At 69.9% G+C, this 19,840-nt stretch carries 13 protein-coding genes; 10 read left to right on the top strand and 3 right to left on the bottom strand.

Annotated elements, in window-relative coordinates:
- Positions 1 to 79: 79 nt before the first annotated feature.
- From AW271_RS16925 to AW271_RS16890, 8 genes are all read left to right on the top strand, one after another.
- Complete coding sequence (locus AW271_RS16925; protein ID WP_062337836.1) at positions 80 to 1,366, top strand: ABC transporter substrate-binding protein; 1,287 nt, start codon at positions 80 to 82, stop codon at positions 1,364 to 1,366.
- The gene (locus AW271_RS16920; protein WP_062337834.1) at positions 1,363 to 2,301 is read left to right on the top strand and encodes a carbohydrate ABC transporter permease; all 939 of its coding nucleotides are present in this window, start codon (positions 1,363 to 1,365) and stop codon (positions 2,299 to 2,301) included. The genes AW271_RS16925 and AW271_RS16920 overlap by 4 nt, the downstream gene beginning before the upstream one ends.
- Complete coding sequence (locus AW271_RS16915) at positions 2,298 to 3,062, top strand: carbohydrate ABC transporter permease (RefSeq protein ID WP_218008076.1); 765 nt, start codon at positions 2,298 to 2,300, stop codon at positions 3,060 to 3,062. Before AW271_RS16920 ends, AW271_RS16915 begins: the two co-directional genes overlap by 4 nt.
- Positions 3,055 to 4,887: a glycoside hydrolase family 127 protein gene (locus AW271_RS16910; protein ID WP_062337831.1), complete on the top strand. Its 1,833-nt coding sequence runs from the start codon at positions 3,055 to 3,057 to the stop codon at positions 4,885 to 4,887. The genes AW271_RS16915 and AW271_RS16910 overlap by 8 nt, the downstream gene beginning before the upstream one ends.
- Positions 4,888 to 9,621: a discoidin domain-containing protein gene (locus AW271_RS16905; RefSeq protein WP_218008075.1), complete on the top strand. Its 4,734-nt coding sequence runs from the start codon at positions 4,888 to 4,890 to the stop codon at positions 9,619 to 9,621.
- A gap of 65 nt (positions 9,622 to 9,686) precedes the next feature.
- On the top strand, positions 9,687 to 12,746 hold the full coding sequence (locus tag AW271_RS16900; RefSeq protein ID WP_063818011.1) for a family 43 glycosylhydrolase: 3,060 nt from the start codon (positions 9,687 to 9,689) through the stop codon (positions 12,744 to 12,746).
- Positions 12,747 to 12,778: 32 nt separating this feature from the next.
- The gene (locus AW271_RS16895; protein WP_062337829.1) at positions 12,779 to 13,399 is read left to right on the top strand and encodes a hypothetical protein; all 621 of its coding nucleotides are present in this window, start codon (positions 12,779 to 12,781) and stop codon (positions 13,397 to 13,399) included.
- Positions 13,400 to 13,451: 52 nt separating this feature from the next.
- Positions 13,452 to 14,429 carry a WxL protein peptidoglycan domain-containing protein gene (locus AW271_RS16890; RefSeq protein ID WP_062337828.1) on the top strand — a complete coding sequence of 326 codons (978 nt, stop codon included), beginning with the start codon at positions 13,452 to 13,454 and terminating at the stop codon, positions 14,427 to 14,429.
- Here the strand turns inward: AW271_RS16890 and AW271_RS16885 are convergent.
- The 3 genes from AW271_RS16885 to AW271_RS16875 form a co-directional block, all read right to left on the bottom strand.
- On the bottom strand, positions 14,426 to 15,808 hold the full coding sequence (locus tag AW271_RS16885) for a sensor histidine kinase (protein ID WP_063818022.1): 1,383 nt from the start codon (positions 15,806 to 15,808) through the stop codon (positions 14,426 to 14,428). The genes AW271_RS16890 and AW271_RS16885 overlap by 4 nt on opposite strands.
- Positions 15,809 to 15,839: 31 nt before the next feature.
- Positions 15,840 to 16,526 (bottom strand): response regulator transcription factor, encoded by a 687-nt coding sequence (locus AW271_RS16880; RefSeq protein WP_062337823.1) that lies wholly within the window; start codon positions 16,524 to 16,526, stop codon positions 15,840 to 15,842.
- Positions 16,527 to 16,654: 128 nt separating this feature from the next.
- On the bottom strand, positions 16,655 to 17,383 hold the full coding sequence (locus tag AW271_RS16875; protein ID WP_062337820.1) for a class I SAM-dependent methyltransferase: 729 nt from the start codon (positions 17,381 to 17,383) through the stop codon (positions 16,655 to 16,657).
- A 128-nt stretch (positions 17,384 to 17,511) separates the two neighbouring features.
- On the opposite strand from AW271_RS16875, the gene AW271_RS43135 reads away from it, so the two are divergent.
- A complete protein-coding gene (locus AW271_RS43135; RefSeq protein WP_369408419.1) occupies positions 17,512 to 17,832 on the top strand; it encodes a helix-turn-helix domain-containing protein in 321 nt (106 codons plus the stop codon).
- A gap of 33 nt (positions 17,833 to 17,865) precedes the next feature.
- Complete coding sequence (locus AW271_RS16870) at positions 17,866 to 19,833, top strand: ATP-binding protein (protein WP_062337818.1); 1,968 nt, start codon at positions 17,866 to 17,868, stop codon at positions 19,831 to 19,833.
- Positions 19,834 to 19,840: the final 7 nt, after the last annotated feature.

Raw genomic sequence — 19,840 nt, 5'->3', positions numbered from 1 at the left:
TGCAGGTTTCTTCTACGTTACGAAAACCTTTTAGGTGATTTCGGTCGTTCGTTCGGGGGGTATCGGAAGGAGCAGGGCCATGAGGTCACGTGTGCTGGTCAGCGCTGCCGTGGTCGCGTTGGTGTCGTTGGTGTCGGCGTGCGGCGGTTCGGGTGGTGGCGAACAGCAGCAGGCCGCCGGGCAGTCCGCCGCCCCCGACGCGGGCGTCGAGGTGACGATGTGGACGCGGGCGGCCACCCAGGCCCAGAGCGAGCGGTTGGTCCAGGCCTACAACGCGAGCCACAAGAACCAGGTGAAACTGACCGTCATCCCGACGGACAACTACCAGCCGAGGGTCGCCGCGGCGGCCGGCGCGGGCCAGTTACCCGACATCTTCGCCTCCGACGTGGTGTTCGTGCCCAACTACACCTCGCAGGGCCTGTTCATGGACATCACCGACCGGGTCGCGGCGCTGCCGTTCAAGGACAGCCTGGCCCCCTCGCACATGAAGCTCGGCACCATGGAGGGGAAGAACTACACCCTCCCGCACACGCTCGACCTGTCGGTCTGGTTCTGGAACAAGGACCTCTACGAGAAGGCCGGGCTCGACCCGGAGAAGGGCCCGACCTCCCTCAAGGAGTTCGCCGAGCAGGCCACCGCCGTCGACGAAAAGCTCGGCAAGGACGGCAAGGTCAGCGGCACCTTCTTCGGCGGCAACTGTGGCGGCTGCTACGTCTTCACCTTCTGGCCCTCGGTGTGGGCCGCCGGCGGCCAGACGCTCAACCCGGAGGGCACCGAGTCCCTCAACGACAAGTCGCCGATGACCGACGTGTTCGCGATCTACCGCGGCCTGTTCGAGAAGGGCGTCACCGGCGCGACCACCAAGGAGGAGCAGGGCCCGACCTGGACCGGCTTCTTCCCCAAGGGTGAGATCGGCGTCATGCCGATGCCGTCGACGACGCTCGGCTCGATGCCGGCCGACATGAAGATCGGCGTCGCGCCCATCGCCGGCCCCGACGGCGGCGAGTCGACCTTCGTGGGCGGCGACTCCGTCGGCATCTCGTCCACCAGCAAGAACGCCGACGCCGCGTGGGACTTCCTGTCCTGGTCGGTCTCGGACGAGGCCCAGGTCGAGGTCATGGCCAAGAACAAGGACGTGCTCGCCCGGGTCGACCTGGCCAACAACAAGTACTCCGCCGAGGACCCCCGGGTGGTCCTGATCAACTCGCTGGTCGGCAAGGGCCAGACCCCGATGGCGCTGAAGTTCGGCGAGAGCTTCAACGACCCGCAGGGGCCCTTCCTCCGCCTCGCCCGTGAGGCGATCTTCGGCGACGCCGCCAAGGTGACCGAGCTCAACGCTGCGATCAACGCCTCCCTGCAGTCATGACGACCCTGACACGTCCCCGTGGGCGTGCGGCGCGCGGCGGTTCCTCCGCCGCCGCTGCGCCGCCGCCCTGGTGGCGCCGTCAAGGAGCACAGGGCTGGTTGTACGCCGGCCCGACCGCCCTCATCGTGGTCGTGCTCTTCCTGGCGCCGCTCGTCCTCGTCGGCTGGATGTCACTGAACCGGTGGCCCCTGCTGGGCGAGGCCAAGCTCAACGTCCCGGCCAACTACACCAAGATCGCCGACAACCCGCTCTTCGCCGACGCCGTGTGGTTCACGCTCAAGTACACCGTGATCATCACGGTCGTGCTCTCGCTGTTCGCGCTGGGCCTGGCTCTGCTCGTCCAGGAGCGCAGGCCCGGCGTGGGGTTCTTCCGCACCGCGTTCTTCCTGCCCGGGGCGGTCGGCTTCGCGGCGGCGGCGCTGCTCTTCTACGGCATGCTCAACAGCGACTTCGGCCCGATCGACCCGATCCTGCGGACCCTGGGGATCATCGACGAACCGGTGAGCTGGATCGGCACGCCGAACATGGCGCTGTTCTCCACGATCACGCTCGTGCTCTGGCGCTTCGCCGGGTTCAACATGCTCATCCTGCTCACCGGCCTGCAGGCCATCCCGGTCGCGGTGTACGAAGCGGCCAGGACCGACGGCGCGAGCCGCTGGGTGATCTTCCGCCGGATCACGCTGCCGCTGCTGCGCCCCACGATCGCGCTGATGCTGATCATGAGCATCACCGGCTCGCTGCTGGCCTTCGACCAGTTCTTCATCTTCACCAACGGCGGCCCGGACAACAGCACCGTCTCGATGGTCATGGTCATCTATCGCGACGCCTTCCTCCGGTTCGACCTCGGCGGCGCGGCCGCCCTGTCGGTCGTGCTGCTCATCGCCCTCGTCGCGCTCAACGCCCTGCAGATGCGGGTGCTCAGGAGGCCGGAGTGAGGTACTACACCACCATGTCGGCCCTGGCCGTGCTGTTCCTGTTCCCCCTGGTGTGGAGCGGGTGGGCGTCCATGGAGGAGCCGGGCAACTACGTCGAGATGGCCCGGTTCGGCGAAGGGCTCGGCACCTACCTGAGCAACAGCGTGCTGGTCTCGGTGATGACCGTCGCGGGCACCCTGGTCGTCTCGGCGCTCGGCGGCTACGCCTTCGCCCGGTTCGCCTTCCCCGGCAAGAACCTGCTGTTCCTGGCCACCCTGGCGATCCTGATGGTGCCGTACGCGACCGTGCTGATCCCGCTGTACGTGCTGCTCGGCTACATCGGGCTGCAGAACTCCCTGGTCGGCGTGGCCCTGGTGTTCGTCATGTTCCAGTTGCCGTTCGCGCTGTTCATGATGCGCAACGCCTTCGAGGCGCTGCCGAAGGAACTGGAGGAGGCGGCGCTGGTCGACGGCTGCACCACCTTCCGGGCGTTCGTCCGCATCCTGCTCCGGGCGGTGCGGCCGGCCATGGTCACCGTCGGGCTGTTCGCGTTCCTGGCGTCCTGGAACGACTTCTTCGCCCCGCTGATCCTGCTCAACGACGGCGCCAGCTTCACGCTGCCGGTCGCGGTGGTCAGCATGACGCAGAACACGTTCGGCGCCATCGACTACGGCATGTTGCAGGCCGGCGTCATGGTCATGGCGATCCCCTGTCTGCTGCTCTTCCTCGTCCTCCAGCGCCACTACGTGCGCGGATTCATGTCAGGAGCTCTGCGTGGCTAGTCCTGTGCTGCCCTCCTCCGGCGTGCTGTCCCCCCTCGGCCTGGACGCCGTGCGCCTCGCGCCCGGCTTCTGGGGCGACCGGGTCGTGCTGAACCGCGAGGTCACCATGGCCCACTGCCAGGAATGGATGGAGAAGGAGGGCTGGATCGCCAACTTCCGGGGCGAGTTGCCACGTCGCGGCCGGGAGTTCAGCGACTCGGAGATCTACAAGCTGCTGGAGGGCCTGGCCTGGGCCGACCACCCGGCGCTGCCGGAACTGGCCGGGATCGTGGCCCGCGCCCAGGAGGCCGACGGCTACCTCAACACCCGCTGGAGGCACGCCCGCTACACCGACTTCGAGTGGGGCCACGAGCTCTACTGCTACGGCCACCTCATCCAGGCCGGGGTCGCCCGCCTGCGCACGCACGGCGAGGACGAACTCACCCAGGTCGTGCGCCGGGTCGCCGACCACGTGTGCGACCGGTTCATGGAGACCACCGAGACCTGCGGGCACCCGGTGGTCGAGATGGCCCTGGTCGAGCTCTTTCGGGCGACCGGTGTGGAACGTTACCTGGAGATGGCCCGCCGGTTCGTCGACCGCCGGGGGCTGCCCGCGCTGGCCGACATCGAGTTCGGCCGGAGCTACTTCCAGGACGACGTCCCGGTCCGGCGGGCCAGGGTGTTCCACGGCCACGCCGTGCGGGCGCTCTACCTGGCCTCCGGGGTCGTCGACGTCGCGGTCGAGACCGGCGACCTCGACCTGCTGAAGACCGTCGAGGCGCAGTGGGAGTCGACGATCGCCCGGCGCACCTACCTCACCGGCGGGATGGGCTCGCGCCACTTCGGCGAGTCGTTCGGGGAGGACTTCGAGCTGCCGTCCGACCGGGCCTACTCGGAGACCTGCGCGGGCGTCGCCTCGTTCATGCTCGCCCACCGGCTGCTGCTGGCCACCGGCGACGTGCGCTACGCCGACCTGGCCGAACGCACGCTCTACAACGTGCTGGCCACCTCGCCGGCGCTCGACGGCAAGTCGTTCTTCTACGCCAACCCCCTCCAGGTCCGGGTGCCGGCCGAGCCGCTCGACGGGATCAACCTGGCGGCCGAGGGCGGGCTGCGCTCGCCGTGGTTCACGGTGTCCTGCTGCCCGAGCAACATCGCCCGGACGTTCGCCTCGTTGCCCGCCTACGTCGCGGCGGCCGACGGGGCGGGCGTGCGCGTCCACCACCACACGCCCGCGGAGATCCGGCACGACGGGCTCGTGCTCAACGTGGAAACCGACTACCCGTGGTCGGGCCGGGTCGCCGTCACGGTGGCCGAGGGCGGGACCGGGCCGATCTCCTTACGGGTGCCCGCGTGGGCCGAAGGCGCGACCCTCTCCTACGGCGAGACGCGGCGGGCGGTCCCGCCCGGCTACGCCGTCGCCGAGGTCGACGGCGGGTGGCGTCCGGGCGACGTCATCACCCTCGACCTGCCCGTCGTCTCCCGATGGACGGTGCCGGACGCCCGGATCGACGCGCTCAGGGGCAGCGTCGCGATCGAGCGCGGCCCGCTGGTCTACTGCGCCGAATCGGCGGGGGACGTCCCTCCGCTGGCCGAGGTCGTGGTCCGGCCCGACGCGGCCGTGGAGCACGTGGTCGACGGCGCCGTCGAACTGGACGTCAAAGCGGCGCTCATCTCAGGGGCGCCGACCGGCTGGCCGTACACGGCCGAGAAGGAAACCCCGGACGAGGAGCCGATCACCCTGCGGCTGGTGGCCTACCACCGCTGGGGCAACCACGGGCCCGCGACCATGCGGGTCTGGCTTCCCGTCGACACCGCCCGATCCCGGTACCTGGAGGAAGTCTAAATGAGCACCAGACGCACAGGCAGGGCGCCCACGTGGCTCGCCCTGGCTGCGCTCACTGTGGCGGGCCTGGTCAGCCTGCCTCCCGCCGCCTATGCCGCGTCGCCGATTCTCCCCGGAAACGAAGGCGACGTCGGCGTCTACACCAACGGCCAGAACCACGCGATGGAGATCGGCGACCCGGTCTACGCCAACGTCGGCGACGTCGCCAACCAGGTGAAGCCCGGCGTCCCGTTCACCGCGTCGAGCATGCACCAGTCGATCTTCGACAAGGACCTCGCCGCGGGCGGGACCGACTACTACCTCGACCGCGTCCTGGGCGTGAAGGGTCCCCTCGGGGCGGCCGTGCTGATGACCCGGGGCCGCTCGCTCTACATGCGCGGCGCGAGCAACGCCAACTTCACCACCATGGGCTTCGCCGGCAGCGCGTTCGTCGGCGGCCCGAACAGCCTCGGCAACTTCTACACGGTCACCGTGCCCGGCCAGACCGTGACCGAGGTCAACGCCAACCGGTTCAACGCGCCCTCCCACGCCAAGAGCCAGTACACGGTCGGCAGCACCGGCGTCACCGCCGATCTGACGAAGTTCATCACGTACGAGAACGTCGCGGTCACCGCGATCACCTTCAACAACCCCGGCGAGTCGGCGGCCACGTTCACCGTCCGCGCGGCCTCCCCGCTCGCGACCCAGGCGGGCGGCGGCAACGCCGAACTGACCGGCACGCGGACCATCATGAGTGGTTCGAACAACGGCACCATCGACTCCCCGTGGAACCAGATCAGGGTCAACCTGACCGGAAACGGGTTCACCCGGACCGGCGCCAACCTCGACCGTGAGGTCACCGTCCCGGCGGGCGGCTCCATCTCGCTGTCGGTCGTCGGCGCGGTCACGCAGGACTCGCTGCCGCAGGCGACGACCGAATACAACGCCTACGCCCAGAAGAGCCCGGCCGAAGCGGTCAAGGACGGCATCACCGCCTTCAACCGCCAGTGGGCCAAGGACGTGCCCTACATCGACGTGCCCGACCCGGCGCTCGAAAAGGCCATCGTCTACCGCTGGTGGGGCGAGCGCTACAACAGCCTCGACGCCAACGCGACCGGCTACGTCTACCAGTACCCCACGACGATCGAGGGCGTGAACCTCTACCAGAACGCCGTGGCCCTGACGCAGCCGATGCACCTGCAGGACACCAAGTGGCTGCGGACGCCCTACCTGCCCTATGGCCAGATCCTCAACATCGGTGAGCTCTCGGGCTCCTCGGCGTTCCTGGACAGCCCGGGTCACACCAGCTGGAACAACCACTACTCGCAGTACATCGGCACCGCGGGCCTGGAGGCCTACGGGGTGCACGGTGGCGGCAAGGAGATCGCCCAGAAGTTCGCCCACTACTTCGAGGGCGACGGCAAGGGCCAGCTCGAGCACTACGACGGCAACAACGACAAGCTGATCGCGTACGACACCAACTACATGCCGGGCAACGACTCCGACGCCATCTCCTTCGGGTTCCCGAAGAGCGGCGGCGGCGCGCCGGGCGCCCGGACCATCGAGCGTCCGGAGTCGGCGTACGTGTGGGGCGCCTTCGACGCCGCCCGGCAGCTCTACACGATCGCCGGCGCCGACCAGGCCAAGGTCGACGAGATGTCGACCAACGCCGACGCCATCAAGAACGCGATCCTGACCAAGTTGTGGAGCCCGGACATGAAGATGTTCCTGGCCGCCACCTCACACGGCGCCACCAGCGCCGCCAGCTCCAACGGGACCGCCAACCCGCTGCCGGCCGCCTCGCGCGGGCTGATCCCGGCCAAGGAGTCGAACCTCTACGACGTCTACTCCGAGAACCTGATCCCCTTCGACCAGGCCTCCAAGTACGTCGACGGCTACCGCTTCCTGACCTACGGCGACAACTTCCCGATCTTCCCGTTCTACACCGCCAACCAGTACGACAAGACGGCCTACGGCGTCGGCGGCTCGAACAACTTCTCCAACATCAACTTCACCGTGCAGTACCGCGCGGTGCGGTCGGCCCTGCGGCACTACGACCCGGCGGGCAAGTACATCACCCCGGCCTACGCCAAGCGCCTGCTCGACTGGATGGCGTGGAGCATCTACCCGGCCGGTGACATGCGGGCGCCGAACCAGTCGGAGTACTACTCCAACTGGAACCCGACCACCAAGACGTACAACCGCAACAACCCGAACCACGTGATGCTCGGGAACATGAACTACATCTTCGTCGAGGACATGGGCGGCATCCAGCCGCGCACCGACGACAAGATCGAGCTGTGGCCGATCAACCTGGGCTACGAGCACTTCATGGTCAACAACCTGAAGTACCACGGCCAGGACGTCACCCTCGTCTGGGACCCCGACGGCACCGCCTACGGCCTGGGCTCGGGCTACAGCCTGTTCCTCAACGGTGAGCGCAAGTTCGCCGTCGACAAGCTGGGCCAGGTGACCTACGACCCCAAGACCAACACGGTCACCCCCGGGGCCGGCGTCACCGTCACCTTCACGGCCACCGAGGGCGACGACTTCCCGTCGTCGCTGAACACCCCCATCGAGGACGAGCGCGTCGTCTCCTACCTCAAGACGGCCGGCATCGACCTCACCGAGGACTCGCCGAACCTGGCGAAGGGCGCGAGCCTGACCTCGTCGTACACCCAGCAGGGCGCGCGCCCGGCTTCGTGGCGGCAGTTCCACACGCCCGGTTACAGCTCCACCCAGATGAACTACACCCCCGGCGCCATCAAGGAGCTGGAGCGTCCCGTGGCGCTGGCGGCCGTCAACGACGGGGTGACCGCCAACGAGCCCTACTGGGGCAACTACGGCACCACCGACAAGAACGGCTACGTCGAGCTGAACCTGGGCTCGGCCAAGTCGTTCGACAACGTCAAGGCGTTCTTCGTCAGCGACCGCCAGGCCGGCGGCTACCACGAGCCCGCCCGCTGGTGGGTCCAGGTGCCCGACGGCAACGGCGGCTGGAAGGAGGTGCCGGGTCAGTTCAAGAACCCGGCCGTCTCCACCGCGAAGTTCAACGAGGCGCTGTTCGACTCGGTGACCACCGACAAGGTGCGCATCGCCTTCACCAACAACCCGAGCTACTACACCGCGATCGCCGAGATCCAGGTCTTCGACTCCGGCCGTGAGGTCCCGGACGTCACCAACCAGGCCCCGTCCGTCACCGCCACCCGGGACGCCTCGCAGGACGGCAACCTGTCGACCCGGATCGTCGGCACCGCCTCCGACGACGGCGTGCCCTACGACAACGAGCTCGCCTACGGCTGGGAGACCGTCTCGGCGCCGGCCGGCGCGGGCGTCATCTTCACCGACTCCAAGGCGCTGGCCACCCGCGTGACCGGCACCGTCGAGGGCGACTACGTCTTCCGGTTCTTCGCCGACGACGGCGCGAAGCGCACGACCACGACCGTCGCGGTGACCCTCGCCAAGAAGGCCGTCAGCGCCGAGTTCGGCTCCACGGCCACGATCTCCTCCAGCGGCTCCGCGTCGTGGGAGAACCAGAGCCGCGTCAACGAGGCCACCACGCCGAGCAGCTCCAACCCGGGCTCCGGCAACGGCTGGGGCAACTGGGGCCAGCCGCGCAACGGCACCTCCGTCGCCAACGAGGCCTACCTCCAGTACACCTGGACGGCGCCGGTCCGGCTCTCCTCGACCGACATCTACTGGTACGACGACAACGGCGGCACCCGCCGCCCGACGGCCACCACGTACGCCATCGAGACCTCCAACGACGGCACCACCTGGACGCCCGTCACCCTCACCGGAGGCTCCACGTACGCGGCCGGCCTGAACACCAACGCCTACAACAAGTTCAACTTCACCCCGGTCAGCACGAGCCGCATCCGCATCCGGATCTGGGGCCTGATGACCGGCGGCGCCGGCACCGGCGTGCTGCGCTGGCGCGCCAACGGCGAGACCATCGACTCGGTGGCCTCCCCGGTGCTCATCCGGACCGGCGTCGGCATGATCCCGACCCTGCCCGCGACGCTGGACGCCAAGTACACGAGCGGCGACCCCGCCCAGGTGGCCTTCAACTGGCAGCCCATCACCGCCGACATGGTCGCCGAGACCAACGTCGACCCGTTCGTGGTGTACGGCACCAACGACGCCTACGGCCTGATCGCCGAGGCGCGGGTCTACGTGCGTCCCGAGATGTCGGAGGGCGGCATCTCGATCCAGGGCGCCGAGTCGTTCGAGCAGCACGTCGACGTCGGTGAGCAGCCGGTCCTGCCCACCAAGGTCTCGGTGTCCTACAACGACGGCTCGCGCGACAACCAGGCCATCGGCGTGAACTGGCGGTACAACCCCGCGGTGGTGAACACCGACGGGACGTACACCATCATCGGCGACCTGGTCCTGCCGTCCTACGTCAGCCAGGCGGGCACCACCCAGACCACGCTGAAGCTGGTCGTCGGTGAGGGCGGTCCGCAGTTCGCGACCACCGCCACGCCGAAGACCCAGTGCACGGGCACGAACGCCTACGTCTCGCTCAACGTCCGCAACGACGGCGATGGGCCGCTCACGATCGAGCTCATCACGCCGTACGGATCGAAGACCGTGGCCAACGTGGCGCCGGGCAAGAACGCCTTCCAGTCGTTCAACACCCGCGCCAAGTCGATCCCGGCAGGCACCGCGACCGTGAAGGTCACCGGAACCGTGGGTGGCCAGTCGGTCACCGAGACGGCGACGGTGCCCTACAGCGCGCACAACTGCGGCTAGCACCCCCCGGTGGCGGCGCTCCCCACGGGGCGCCGCCACTCGTGCCGACGGTAAGGAAGAGCACCTTGAAGATCGCCATAAGGGCGGCGGCCGCCGCCTCACTCGTGGCCGCCTGCCTGGTCGGGCTCCCCGGCCCGGCCCATGCCGCCGACTCGTACACCTTCACCAGCACCGTCAACCCGATCCTGAAGGACGGCAGCTACTACTCCGCCGACCCGGCCCCCCTGGTCGTCGACGACCAGCTGTTCATCTACACCGGCCACGACCAGGCCGGGCCCACCACCAACGACTTCATCATGAACGAGTGGGGCGCGTTCGCGACCTCCGACGTGGAGTCGGGCCAGTGGACCCACCACCCCTCGCTGATGCGCCCAGAAGCGGTGTTCTCCTGGGCCACCCCCGGCCGCGCCTACGCGGGCCAGGTCGTCAAGGGCCTCGACGGCCGTTACTACTGGTACGTCCCGATCAACGAGCGCGACAGCCCGGCCTCCGACAAGTTCGCCATCGGGGTCGCCGTCTCGGCCTCGCCGACCGGCCCGTGGACCGACCACGTGGGCGGGCCGCTGGTCTCCCAGCGGGTGCCCACGGCCAACACCATCCACAACATCGACCCGACGATCCTGGTCGACGGTCAGCGGGTCTTCCTCTGGTGGGGATCGTTCAGCAACCTGAGAATGCTGGAACTCGCCGCCGACATGAAGACCCCCGTCACCACCCAGCGCACCGTCACCGGCCTGACCGGCTTCTTCGAGGCGGCCTGGGCGTTCAAGCGGGGCAGCACCTACTACATGGCGTACGCCGGCAACAACGCCGGCCCGACCTCGCAGTGCACCCCGGCGAACTACCACGCCTGCATCGCCTACGCGACCGCCACGGCCCCCGAGGGCCCCTGGACCTACCGGGGCACCATGCTCCGGCCGGTCTCCTCGACCACCAGCCACCCGGGCATCCTGGAGTTCGACGGCAAGTGGTACATCGCCTACCACACGGCCGACGCCGTCGGCGGCAACCACTTCCGCCGGTCGGTCGCCATCGACCCGGTCGAGTGGGACGACACCCAGAACCCGCCGCGCATGAAGCTCGTCACACCGACGCCGGTCAAGGGACGCGACCTCACCCCGCGCGCGAACATCGCGCAGGAGGCGAAGGCCGCGGTCTCCAACGAGCCCGTCCCCACCCAGTACTGGATCAAGTCGCTCAACGACGAGATCGTGCGGCCCAACCCGCTGCCGCCGGACATGTGGGGCACCTGGACCGGCAGCAACCCGCCGCAGCAGTGGGCCCAGTACACCTGGGACCAGCCGATGCGGATCTCCGGTTCGCAGATCGACTTCTGGAACGACTCGGCGCAGGGCACCGGCGTGGGCGTCGCGGCCCCCGCCAGCTGGAAGATCCAGTACTGGAACCTCGCCACCGGCCAGTGGGCCGACCTGCCCGGCGCGAGCGGCTACCCGACCGGCACGCAGGGCTTCCAGAACACCAACTTCGACCCCGTCACGACCACGCAGGTGCGGGCGACCTTCAACGCCTCCACCAACGGCAGCACCTACTCGGCCGTGGCGGTGGAGGAGTGGAAGATCCTGGCCGCCCAGCCCGCTGACGTCACCCCGCCCGCCATCAGGGTCGAGGTCGGCGAGCGCGACCTGCCCGGCACCGTCCCGGTCGTCTTCGGCGGCGAGACGTTGCGGATCCCGGTCTTCTGGGACGCCGTGACCGCCGGACAGGTCGCCGCGCCCGGCACGTTCCCGGTCGGTGGGACCGTGCTCGGGTACGCGGCGGGACGGGTGACCGCCCAGGTCACCGTCCTGTCGCCGGAGGGCACCGAAGGCGACGTGACCAAGCCCGCGCTGACGCTCACCCCGAGCGGCAGCGCCGGGAACAACGGCTGGTGGCGGTCGCCGGTCAGGGTCAGGGTCGACGGCGTCGACGACAGCGGCGGCCGGATGACCATCGAGACCAGGGTCGGCGACGCGGCTCCCGTCGTGACCACCGACACCCGCGTGGCCGACGCCACCGTGACCGGCGAGGGCGAGCACACCGTCACCGCCAAGGCGACCGACCGCGCGGGCAACGTCTCCGACCCGGCCTCGCTGGCGGTGAAGATCGACTCGGTCGCACCGGTCTCCGTCGCGACCCTGAACGCCAACCGGACGGTCAAGGTCCTGGCGGCCGACGTCACCTCGGGCGTCGCGGCCATCGAGTACGCGATCGGCACCGGCCCGTGGACCCCGCTCGCCGGGGGCGTCGTCTCGGTGCCCGACGCGGCCAAGTACACGGTGTCGTACCGGTCGGCCGACCGGGCGGGCAACGTCGAAACGGCCAAGACGATCGTCGTCCCGGCCGACCTGTCGGCGCCGCTCAACGGCAACGTCGCCCCGATCGCGACGCCGACCGCGTCGTACACGGCGGGCTGGAACGCGGTCACCGCCCTGAACGACAACGCCGACCCGGCCAGCCCGAGCCAGGCGCAGCTCTGGGGCACCTGGTCGGGCACCCGCCCGGCCACCCAGTGGACGCAGTACGAATGGTCCCGCCCGGTCAGGATCGTCAGCTCGGAGCTGAAGTTCTGGCGCGACTCCAACCAGGGCACCGGCGAGGGCGTCGCCCAGCCCGACGGCTGGCTGCTCCAGTACTGGGACGAGGCCGCCTCGGAATGGAAGGACGTGCCGAACCCGTCCGGCTACGGCACCAGCACGACCGCGTTCAACTCCGTCTCCTTCACCCCCGTCACCACCTCCCGCGTGCGGGCCACGATCCGGGCCAACGGCAACGGCGCCACCTACTCCGCGGTCGCGATCACGGAGTGGCGGGTCTTCGCCCAGGAACCGGCTCCCGAGGAGCCCGCCGAGCTCGCCGTGAGCGTCACGGTCACCCCGCGCTGCCTGGCCGGCAAGGCGTACGTCGCCGTGCAGGCGCGCAACGACCACGACGCCGCGGTGGACCTCACCGTCGCGACCGCCTTCGGCACGAAGTCGTTCACCGGCGTCGCGCCGGGCGCCAACGCCTACCAGTCCTTCACCACCCGCGTGGCCTCGATCGCGGCCGGCTCGGTCACCGTCACCGCCACCGACGGGGAGACGACCTCCGCACACGCGGAGGACTACACCGCTCTCTCCTGCACCTGAAGTTCCAGCAACCCCCCAAAGTGGAGCAACACATGAAGATCCAGCACAAATGGCTGCTCGCGGCCGCCGTCGCCATGACCACCGCCGTCGCCTTCCCCGGCTCGGCCGCGGCCGACCCCGGTGACAGCACCGACGTCGCGGTGACCGTCGAGATCGCCCCGATCGAGGAGCCGGGCGTCCTGGCCATGTCCATCGCCGCCAACTCGGTCGCCCTGGCCGAGGAGGGCTCGACCCTGGAGGAGCGCCAGTTCACCGGCACCCTCCCGACCGTGACGGTCACCGACACCCGTACCGGCGACGAGATCCCCGAAGGCGCGGCGTGGGCCGTGCTCGGCAACGCGTCCGACTTCACCGGCGACGCCGGTCAGGCGGCCATCAGCGCCGGGCACCTCGGCTGGAAGCCGAACCTGATCGACGGCGGCGAGACCGGCCTGGTCGCCGAGGGCGAGGAGGTCGTGACCGTCCTCGACGAGCCGACCCAGCCGGGCAACAACGTCGGCCTGGTCGACCAGGAGCTGCTCGTCTCGACCTTCGACTCCGGCGAGGTCACCGAGGGCGCCTACACCGTCAACGCCGACCTGTTCCTGAAGACCCCGGCCGACGTCGCCGCCGGTTCCTACAGCTCCACCCTGACCCTGTCCCTGTTCGAGTAAGTCCCCTGGACGGGGGGCCGCCCGGCCCCCCGTCCCATCCGAGGAGGCCGCCATGACCCGATTCCTCGCCGTCCTCGTGGCGGTGCTGTTCACCGTGCCGCTCACGCCCGCCGCCGCCCACGCCGAACCCGCGACGCTGACCTGGTCGGTCCAGCCCGCGTCCGCGGCCGGCCCCGACGGTCGCCGCTGGATCGAGCTGTCCCTCGACCCCGGCCAGACCGTGACCGAGCACCTGGCGGTGCGCAACTTCAGCGACGGCGAGGCGGTCTTCGCCCTCAAGGCAGCCGACGGCTACCTGACCGACAAGGGCCGCTTCAACATGCTCCAGTCCGACCAGACCTCGAAGGACGGCGGCACCTGGATCGACGTCCAGGACGAGGTCAAGGTGGGGGCCAACGCGACCGCGGTGGTGCCGTTCACCGTCACCGTGCCGAAGGACGCCGCCCCCGGCGACCACCCCGCCGGCATCGCCGCCACCGTCACCAGCGCCAGCGGGACCGTCGCCGTGGAGAGCCGGGTGGGCTTCCGCGTCATGATGCGCGCCACGGGCACGATCAGGGCCGAAGTGGGCGTCACCGGCCTGTCGGCCGCCTACGAGCAGCCGTGGAACCCCTTCTCGGCCGGCACCGTCACGGTGAAGTACACCGCGACCAACAAGGGCAACGTCGCGGCGAGCGGCGCGGGCGCGGTGGCGGTCAGCGACCTGACCGGGCTGGCCGGCCGCGACGGCCGGGCCGACGTGGCGGAGATCTTCCCCGGCGACAGCCGGACCGTGGAGACCAGGATCGGCGGCGTCTGGGCCCTCGGCCCGATGTCCGCGAACGTCACCGTGACCCCCTCGGTCGAGGGCGGCGTCCCGATGAGCGCCGACGTGACCCTCTGGACGGTCCCGTGGCCGCAGCTGGCCCTGATCGCGCTGGTCGTGGCCCTCTTCTTCGCCTACCGGGCGATCACCCGGCGCCGCCGCAGGCATCTGGAGGACCTGCTGGCCCGCGCCCGCGACGAGGGCCGCGCCGAGGCCCGGGGTTAGACCTCGCTCAGCACGACCGCCCGCGCGGTGGGCAGCGCCACGTGCACGGTCGTCCCGTTCCCCGGGGCCGAGGTGATCCAGCAGCGCCCGCCGTGCGCGTCGGTGATGGCCTTCACGATGGCCAGGCCGAGGCCCGCGCCGCCGGTGGCGCGTTCCGAGGAGCCCTGGGTGAACCGGTCGAAGGCGCGGGCGACCTGCTCCGGCGGCATCCCCGGGCCCTGGTCGGTGATCTCCAGGAGCACCCGGGCGTCGTCCTGCGCCAGGTGGATCAGCGCGGGGGTGCCTTCGGGGGTGTGGGCGCGTACGTTGGCCAGCAGGTTCACCATGATCTGCCGGATCCTGGCCTCGTCGACCACCGCGACCAGCGAGTCGGGGGCGTTCACGACGATGGGGGAGCCGGGGTTCAGCGCGCCCGCGTCGGCGGCGGCCTCCCTGACCACCTCCGCCAGGTCGGTGGCGGCCAGGCTGAGGGTGGCGCCCTTGTCGAGGCGGGCCAGCTCCAGCATCTCGGTGACCAGGTTGCCCATGCGGGTGGCCTCGTCCTCGATGCGGCCCATGATCTTGGGCAGCTCCTCGGGCGGGATCGCGCCCGCGCGGTAGAGCTCGGCGTAGCCGCGCACCGTCGACAGCGGGGTGCGCAGCTCGTGGGAGGCGTCGGCGGCGAACCGGCGCACCCGCTCCTCGCTGGTCCACCGGTCGCGGAACGCCCCGGAGATGCGGTCGAGCATCAGGTTGATGGCGCTGCCGAGCCGGCCGACCTCGGTGGCGCCCTCGGGCATCCGGGCCGACAGGTCGCCGCCCTGGGCGATGCGCAGGGCCGTGCGCGACATGCGGTCGAGCGGCGACAGGCCCGACACGATCAGCAGCCGCCCGCCCAGCGCCAGCAGCGCGATCAGCAGCCCGCCGGTGACGAGCTCGGCCAGCAGCAGGTGGCGGACCGGGTCGCCGACGGCGTCGAGCGGCACCGCCACGACCACGATGCTGGTTCCGGTACGGTCCTTGGCCGCGCTCGCGAGCAGGTCGTCGCCCAGCTGGAAGGTGCGCCCGGCGGCGGCGTGCCCGCCGAGCCGGTCGGCGCCGAGGTCGGCGAGCATGCCCGGCACCTTCGCCGACTGCGGGAAGTCGCCGTTGACCAGCGCGGGCCTGCCGGTTTCGAGGTTGACCTGCGCGACCGCGAACGGCGAGCCGGCCAGCGCCTGGGTGACCGACTCGACGGCGTCGACCCGACGGGTGGCGGTGGCGGTGGCGGCCAGCAGCTGGCTCTCCAGCCGGCTCGTGAGGTGCTGTTCGAGCACCACCGCGCTCGTGACCGACAAGACGACCAGCAGGATCGTGCTCACCACGAGCAGCCCGGCCAGCAGCCGGGAGCGGAGCGACATCGTCAACGCCATTTCGTCTGGCCCCGATTCGTCAGGGCCGCAGAGCGTATCCCACGCCACGTTGCGTGTGGATCAGGGGTGGTCCGAGCGGGTCCAGCTTCCGCCGCAGATAGGAGATGTACGTCTCCAGCACCTGCGACGAACCGCCGTACCCCCAGACCTGGTCGAGCAGCTGCCGTTTGGTCAGCACCAGCCCGGGATGTTCCATCAGGAAGGCGAGCAGCCGGAACTCGGTCGGCGACAACTCCACCCTGACCCCGCCGCGGCGCACCTCCCACCGGGCCTCGTCGAGTTCGAGGTCGGCCACCCGCAGCACGTCGCGGCTGGGACGCTCCGCGACGTCGGGCACGGTCGTCCGGCGCAGCACCGCCCGCACGCGCGCGACCAGCGCCTCCACCGAGAACGGTTTGGTGACGTAGTCGTCGCCCCCCATGGTGAGCCCGCGCACGGTGTCGGAGACGGTGTCGCGCGCGGTCAGGAAGATGACGGGCGTGGTCGCGCCCTCGGCCCTGACCCGGCGGCAGATCTCGAACCCGTCGATGTCGGGGAGCATCACGTCGAGCACGATGAGGTCGGGCCTGCGGTCGGCGAACTCGCGCAGCGCGTCGCGCCCGTTGGCCACGGCCCTGACGGTGAACCCGTGGAAGCGGAGGGCCACCTCGATGATGTCGCGGATGTTCGGGTCGTCTTCGACGACGAGGATCCTGGTCTCACTCATGGCGAGCTCAAGTATGGTGCTTTTCTCCCACCAAAAGCCCCATATCGGTCACATAGTGGCGTCTCATGCGCCACACCTTCTCCTCCGTGCCTGTGGCGCCCGGAGGAGAAGGGTGGGAAAAGCCTGAGTTATTTGACGGTCGCGACGCAGAACACGGTCTGGCCGAACGGCGGCGTGACGAACCGCTCGATGAACCGGGTGGCCGGCACGACCGTCCGGTCGTAGATCTTGACCAGGCGCGGGTCGGGGTAGCCGACGCCGCCGCGGCGCACGGCCGCCCACCAGGCGATGCCGCCCAGGAAGTTGATCGGCTTCAGCGTGTGAACACCCAGCCCCGCCGCCTTCACCGTGGCGCCGAGCGTCTTGGGGGTGTAGCGGGTGACGTGGCCGACCTTCTTGTCGAAGTCGCCGTAGAGCTGCATGTAGCCGGGCACCCAGATGATGATCTTCCCGCCGGGCTGGGTGACGCGGGCCAGCGACCGCAGCGCCTCGACGTCCTCCTCGATGTGCTCCAGCACGTTCATCAGCACGACCGTGTCGACCTTGTCCTCAAGCGGGATGTCGGTCGGCAGCCCGAACTGCAGCACGCCCACGTCGGGGTTGTCGGCGAACCGCTTCTCCAGCTGCTCGACGCAGTAGGGGTCGAAGTCGCTCGTCACGAGACGGTCGAGACGGGGCAGGAACTGCTCGGCGAAGTGACCGAGACCGGAACCGATCTCCAGCATCGACCGGCCGACGTGCGGGGCAACCATGTCGAACTCGTATTGCCGGTAGTTGCGCGCCTCGTCGCCGCCCAGATGGTTCTCCAGGGCTTCGTCTCCGGCCGCGGGTTGTACTACACGGTCGTACCCAGACATGGCTCCTCATTCAATGAAGCTAGTGGCGGTTCGAGCGAGTCTAGTGCCCAGGAGAATGACGCCGATGCTCTTCTGCGGCTCTGATATCGCACGTCCCCCGTTCCGGCTACGCGGGTAATCTCGCCGCCGTGCGGCTTCGATACGGCTTCCGCCCGCACCCGACCCCAGGTCAGCGTGATGCGCCGGCGAGGGCGTTCGGGTGTGCTCGCACCGTCTTCGACGACGGGCTGCGCGCCCGTGAGGAGGCCCGCGCCGAAGGACGGTACTTCGTATCCTTCGTCGTCCTCTCCACTGATCTGATCCGCGAGAACCAAGCGGTCGCGGTGGAGGACCTGGCGGTGACAGGCTGTGGAGCGCAGGTCAGACCGGTACTCGTACCGGCGCGGCGTCCTATAGCAGGAACCCGTCGAGACTCGTCCATGCGGGTGGCGGGAATTCGGTCCCTCTAGGGCCGGAGGAAGGCAAAGAGTTACGATTCGTCAATGCGTGCCGAGGTGACCAGTTTCATCGGCCGGGAGCCGGAGATCACCGAGATCGCGCGCCTGCTCGAGGTCTCCCGCCTGGTGACGCTCACCGGTGTGGGCGGCGTCGGCAAGTCCCGGCTCGCGGGCCGGGTCGCGGCCGTGGCGCAGGCCGGTTTCCCCGACGGCGTGTTCGTCGCCGACCTCGCCAAAGTGGGCGAGCCCGATCTGCTCAGCCACGCCGTCGCCGACGCGATGCGGCTGACCGACCGCACCACCCGGCCGGCCGACGAGGTGCTGACCGCCCATCTGGCCGAGCGGCGGGCGCTGCTGGTGCTCGACGGCGCCGACCGGCTCGTCGACGCCTGCGCCAAGCTGGCCGAGCTGCTGCTGCGCGGCGCTCCCGGGTTGCGGGTGCTGGTCACCAGCAGGCAGCCGCTCGACGTGGCCGGAGAACACCTGTTCGCGGTGGCGCCGATGAACCGTACAGAGGCGCTGGAACTGCTGTCCGACCGGGCCGGGCGGGTGGTTGGCGACGACGCCGGGCTCTGCGACCGGCTCGACGGCATTCCGCTGGCGATCGAGCTGGCCGCCGTGCGGCTGGCCGAGTTCCCGGTCGAGGAACTGGTGCGCCGGCTCGACGACCGGTTCCGGCTGCTCGACGGGCTGCGCGCCGCGATCGGGCTGAGCCACGAGTTGTGCTCCCCGGCCGAGCGGCTGCTGTGGGCGCGCCTGTCGGTGTTCGCCGGGTCGTTCGGGCTGGCCGCCGCCGAGGAGGTGTGCGCCGACCGCACGCTGCCCGCCCACGCCCTGCTCGGCCTGATCAGCAGTCTGGTCGACCGGTCGATCGTGGTCCGCGCCGGCGGGCAGTACCGGCTGCTCGACACCGTGCGCGACTACGGCGAGGAATGGCTGCACCGGCTCGGCCCCGACGAGACCGACCGGTTGCGCCGCAAGCACAAGAACCACTACCTGCGGCTGGCCCGGCGTGGCGAGTCGCAGTGGTTCGGGCCCGGCCAGCAGAAGATCTACGCCCGCACCAACGCCGAGCACGGCAACTTCCGGGCCGCCCTGGAGTTCTGCGTCTCCACCCCCGGCGAGGAGCGCGACGGCCTCGACCTGGCCGCCACCCTCTGGTTCTACTGGGTCTGCTGCGGCCATCTCGGCGAGGGCCGCCACTGGCTGGAGCAGGTGCTCGACTCCGACCCCTCGCCCACGCCCGAGCGGGCCAAGGCGTTGTGGGTGGCCGGCTATGTAGCGATCATGATGGGCGACACCGCCAGGGCCACCACCCTGCTGGCCGAGTGCCGCGAGCGCGGTGACGACCGGTCGCGGGCCCGCGCGGTGCAGCGGCTGGGCGCGCTGGCGATGCTCGCCGACGAGCTCGACCGGGCGATCCCGCTGCTGCTGCACGCCCTGGCCGAGTACGAGGACATGGGGCTGCTCGACACCCACGTGCTGATGGGCAAGATCGAGCTGGCCATGGCCCAGGCGTTCACCGGGCGGCTCGAACCGGCCGGGGTGATCTGCCGCGACGTGCGGCGGTTGTGCGAAGACCACGGCGAGCGGTGGGTGCTCGCCTACGTTTGCTACGTCGAGGCCCATCTCGCGTGGGGGTCGGGCGACCACGCCGGGGCCGAGCGGCTGGTGCGCGAGTCGCTGACGTACAGCAGGATCTTCAACGATCTGATCGGCACGGTGCTCGACGTCGAACTGCTCGCGCTGGTGCTCGTGGGCACCGGCGACGCCGCCGGCGGCGCGCTCCTGCAGGGCGCGGCGGCGGTCGTCTGGGAGTCGGTCGGCTCTCCTCTGTACGGCTCCCGCCACTTCACCGCCGCCCACGACGAATGCGCCAGAAGAGCGGTGCTCGAACTGGGCGAAGAGGCATATCAGACCGAGCTGGCACGCGGCCGGAGGATGGGACTCGACCGGGCGTTAGAAATTTCCACCCGAGGTAGAGAATTATCCACCACCGCCCCGCAAACGTGATTGCGCC

This window comes from Herbidospora sakaeratensis (assembly GCF_001570525.1).
GTDB classification, from domain to species: Bacteria; Actinomycetota; Actinomycetes; order Streptosporangiales; family Streptosporangiaceae; genus Herbidospora; species Herbidospora sakaeratensis.
The sequence above is the reverse complement of the archived record's forward strand: the minus strand, read 5'-3'. Positions and strand labels throughout refer to the sequence as shown.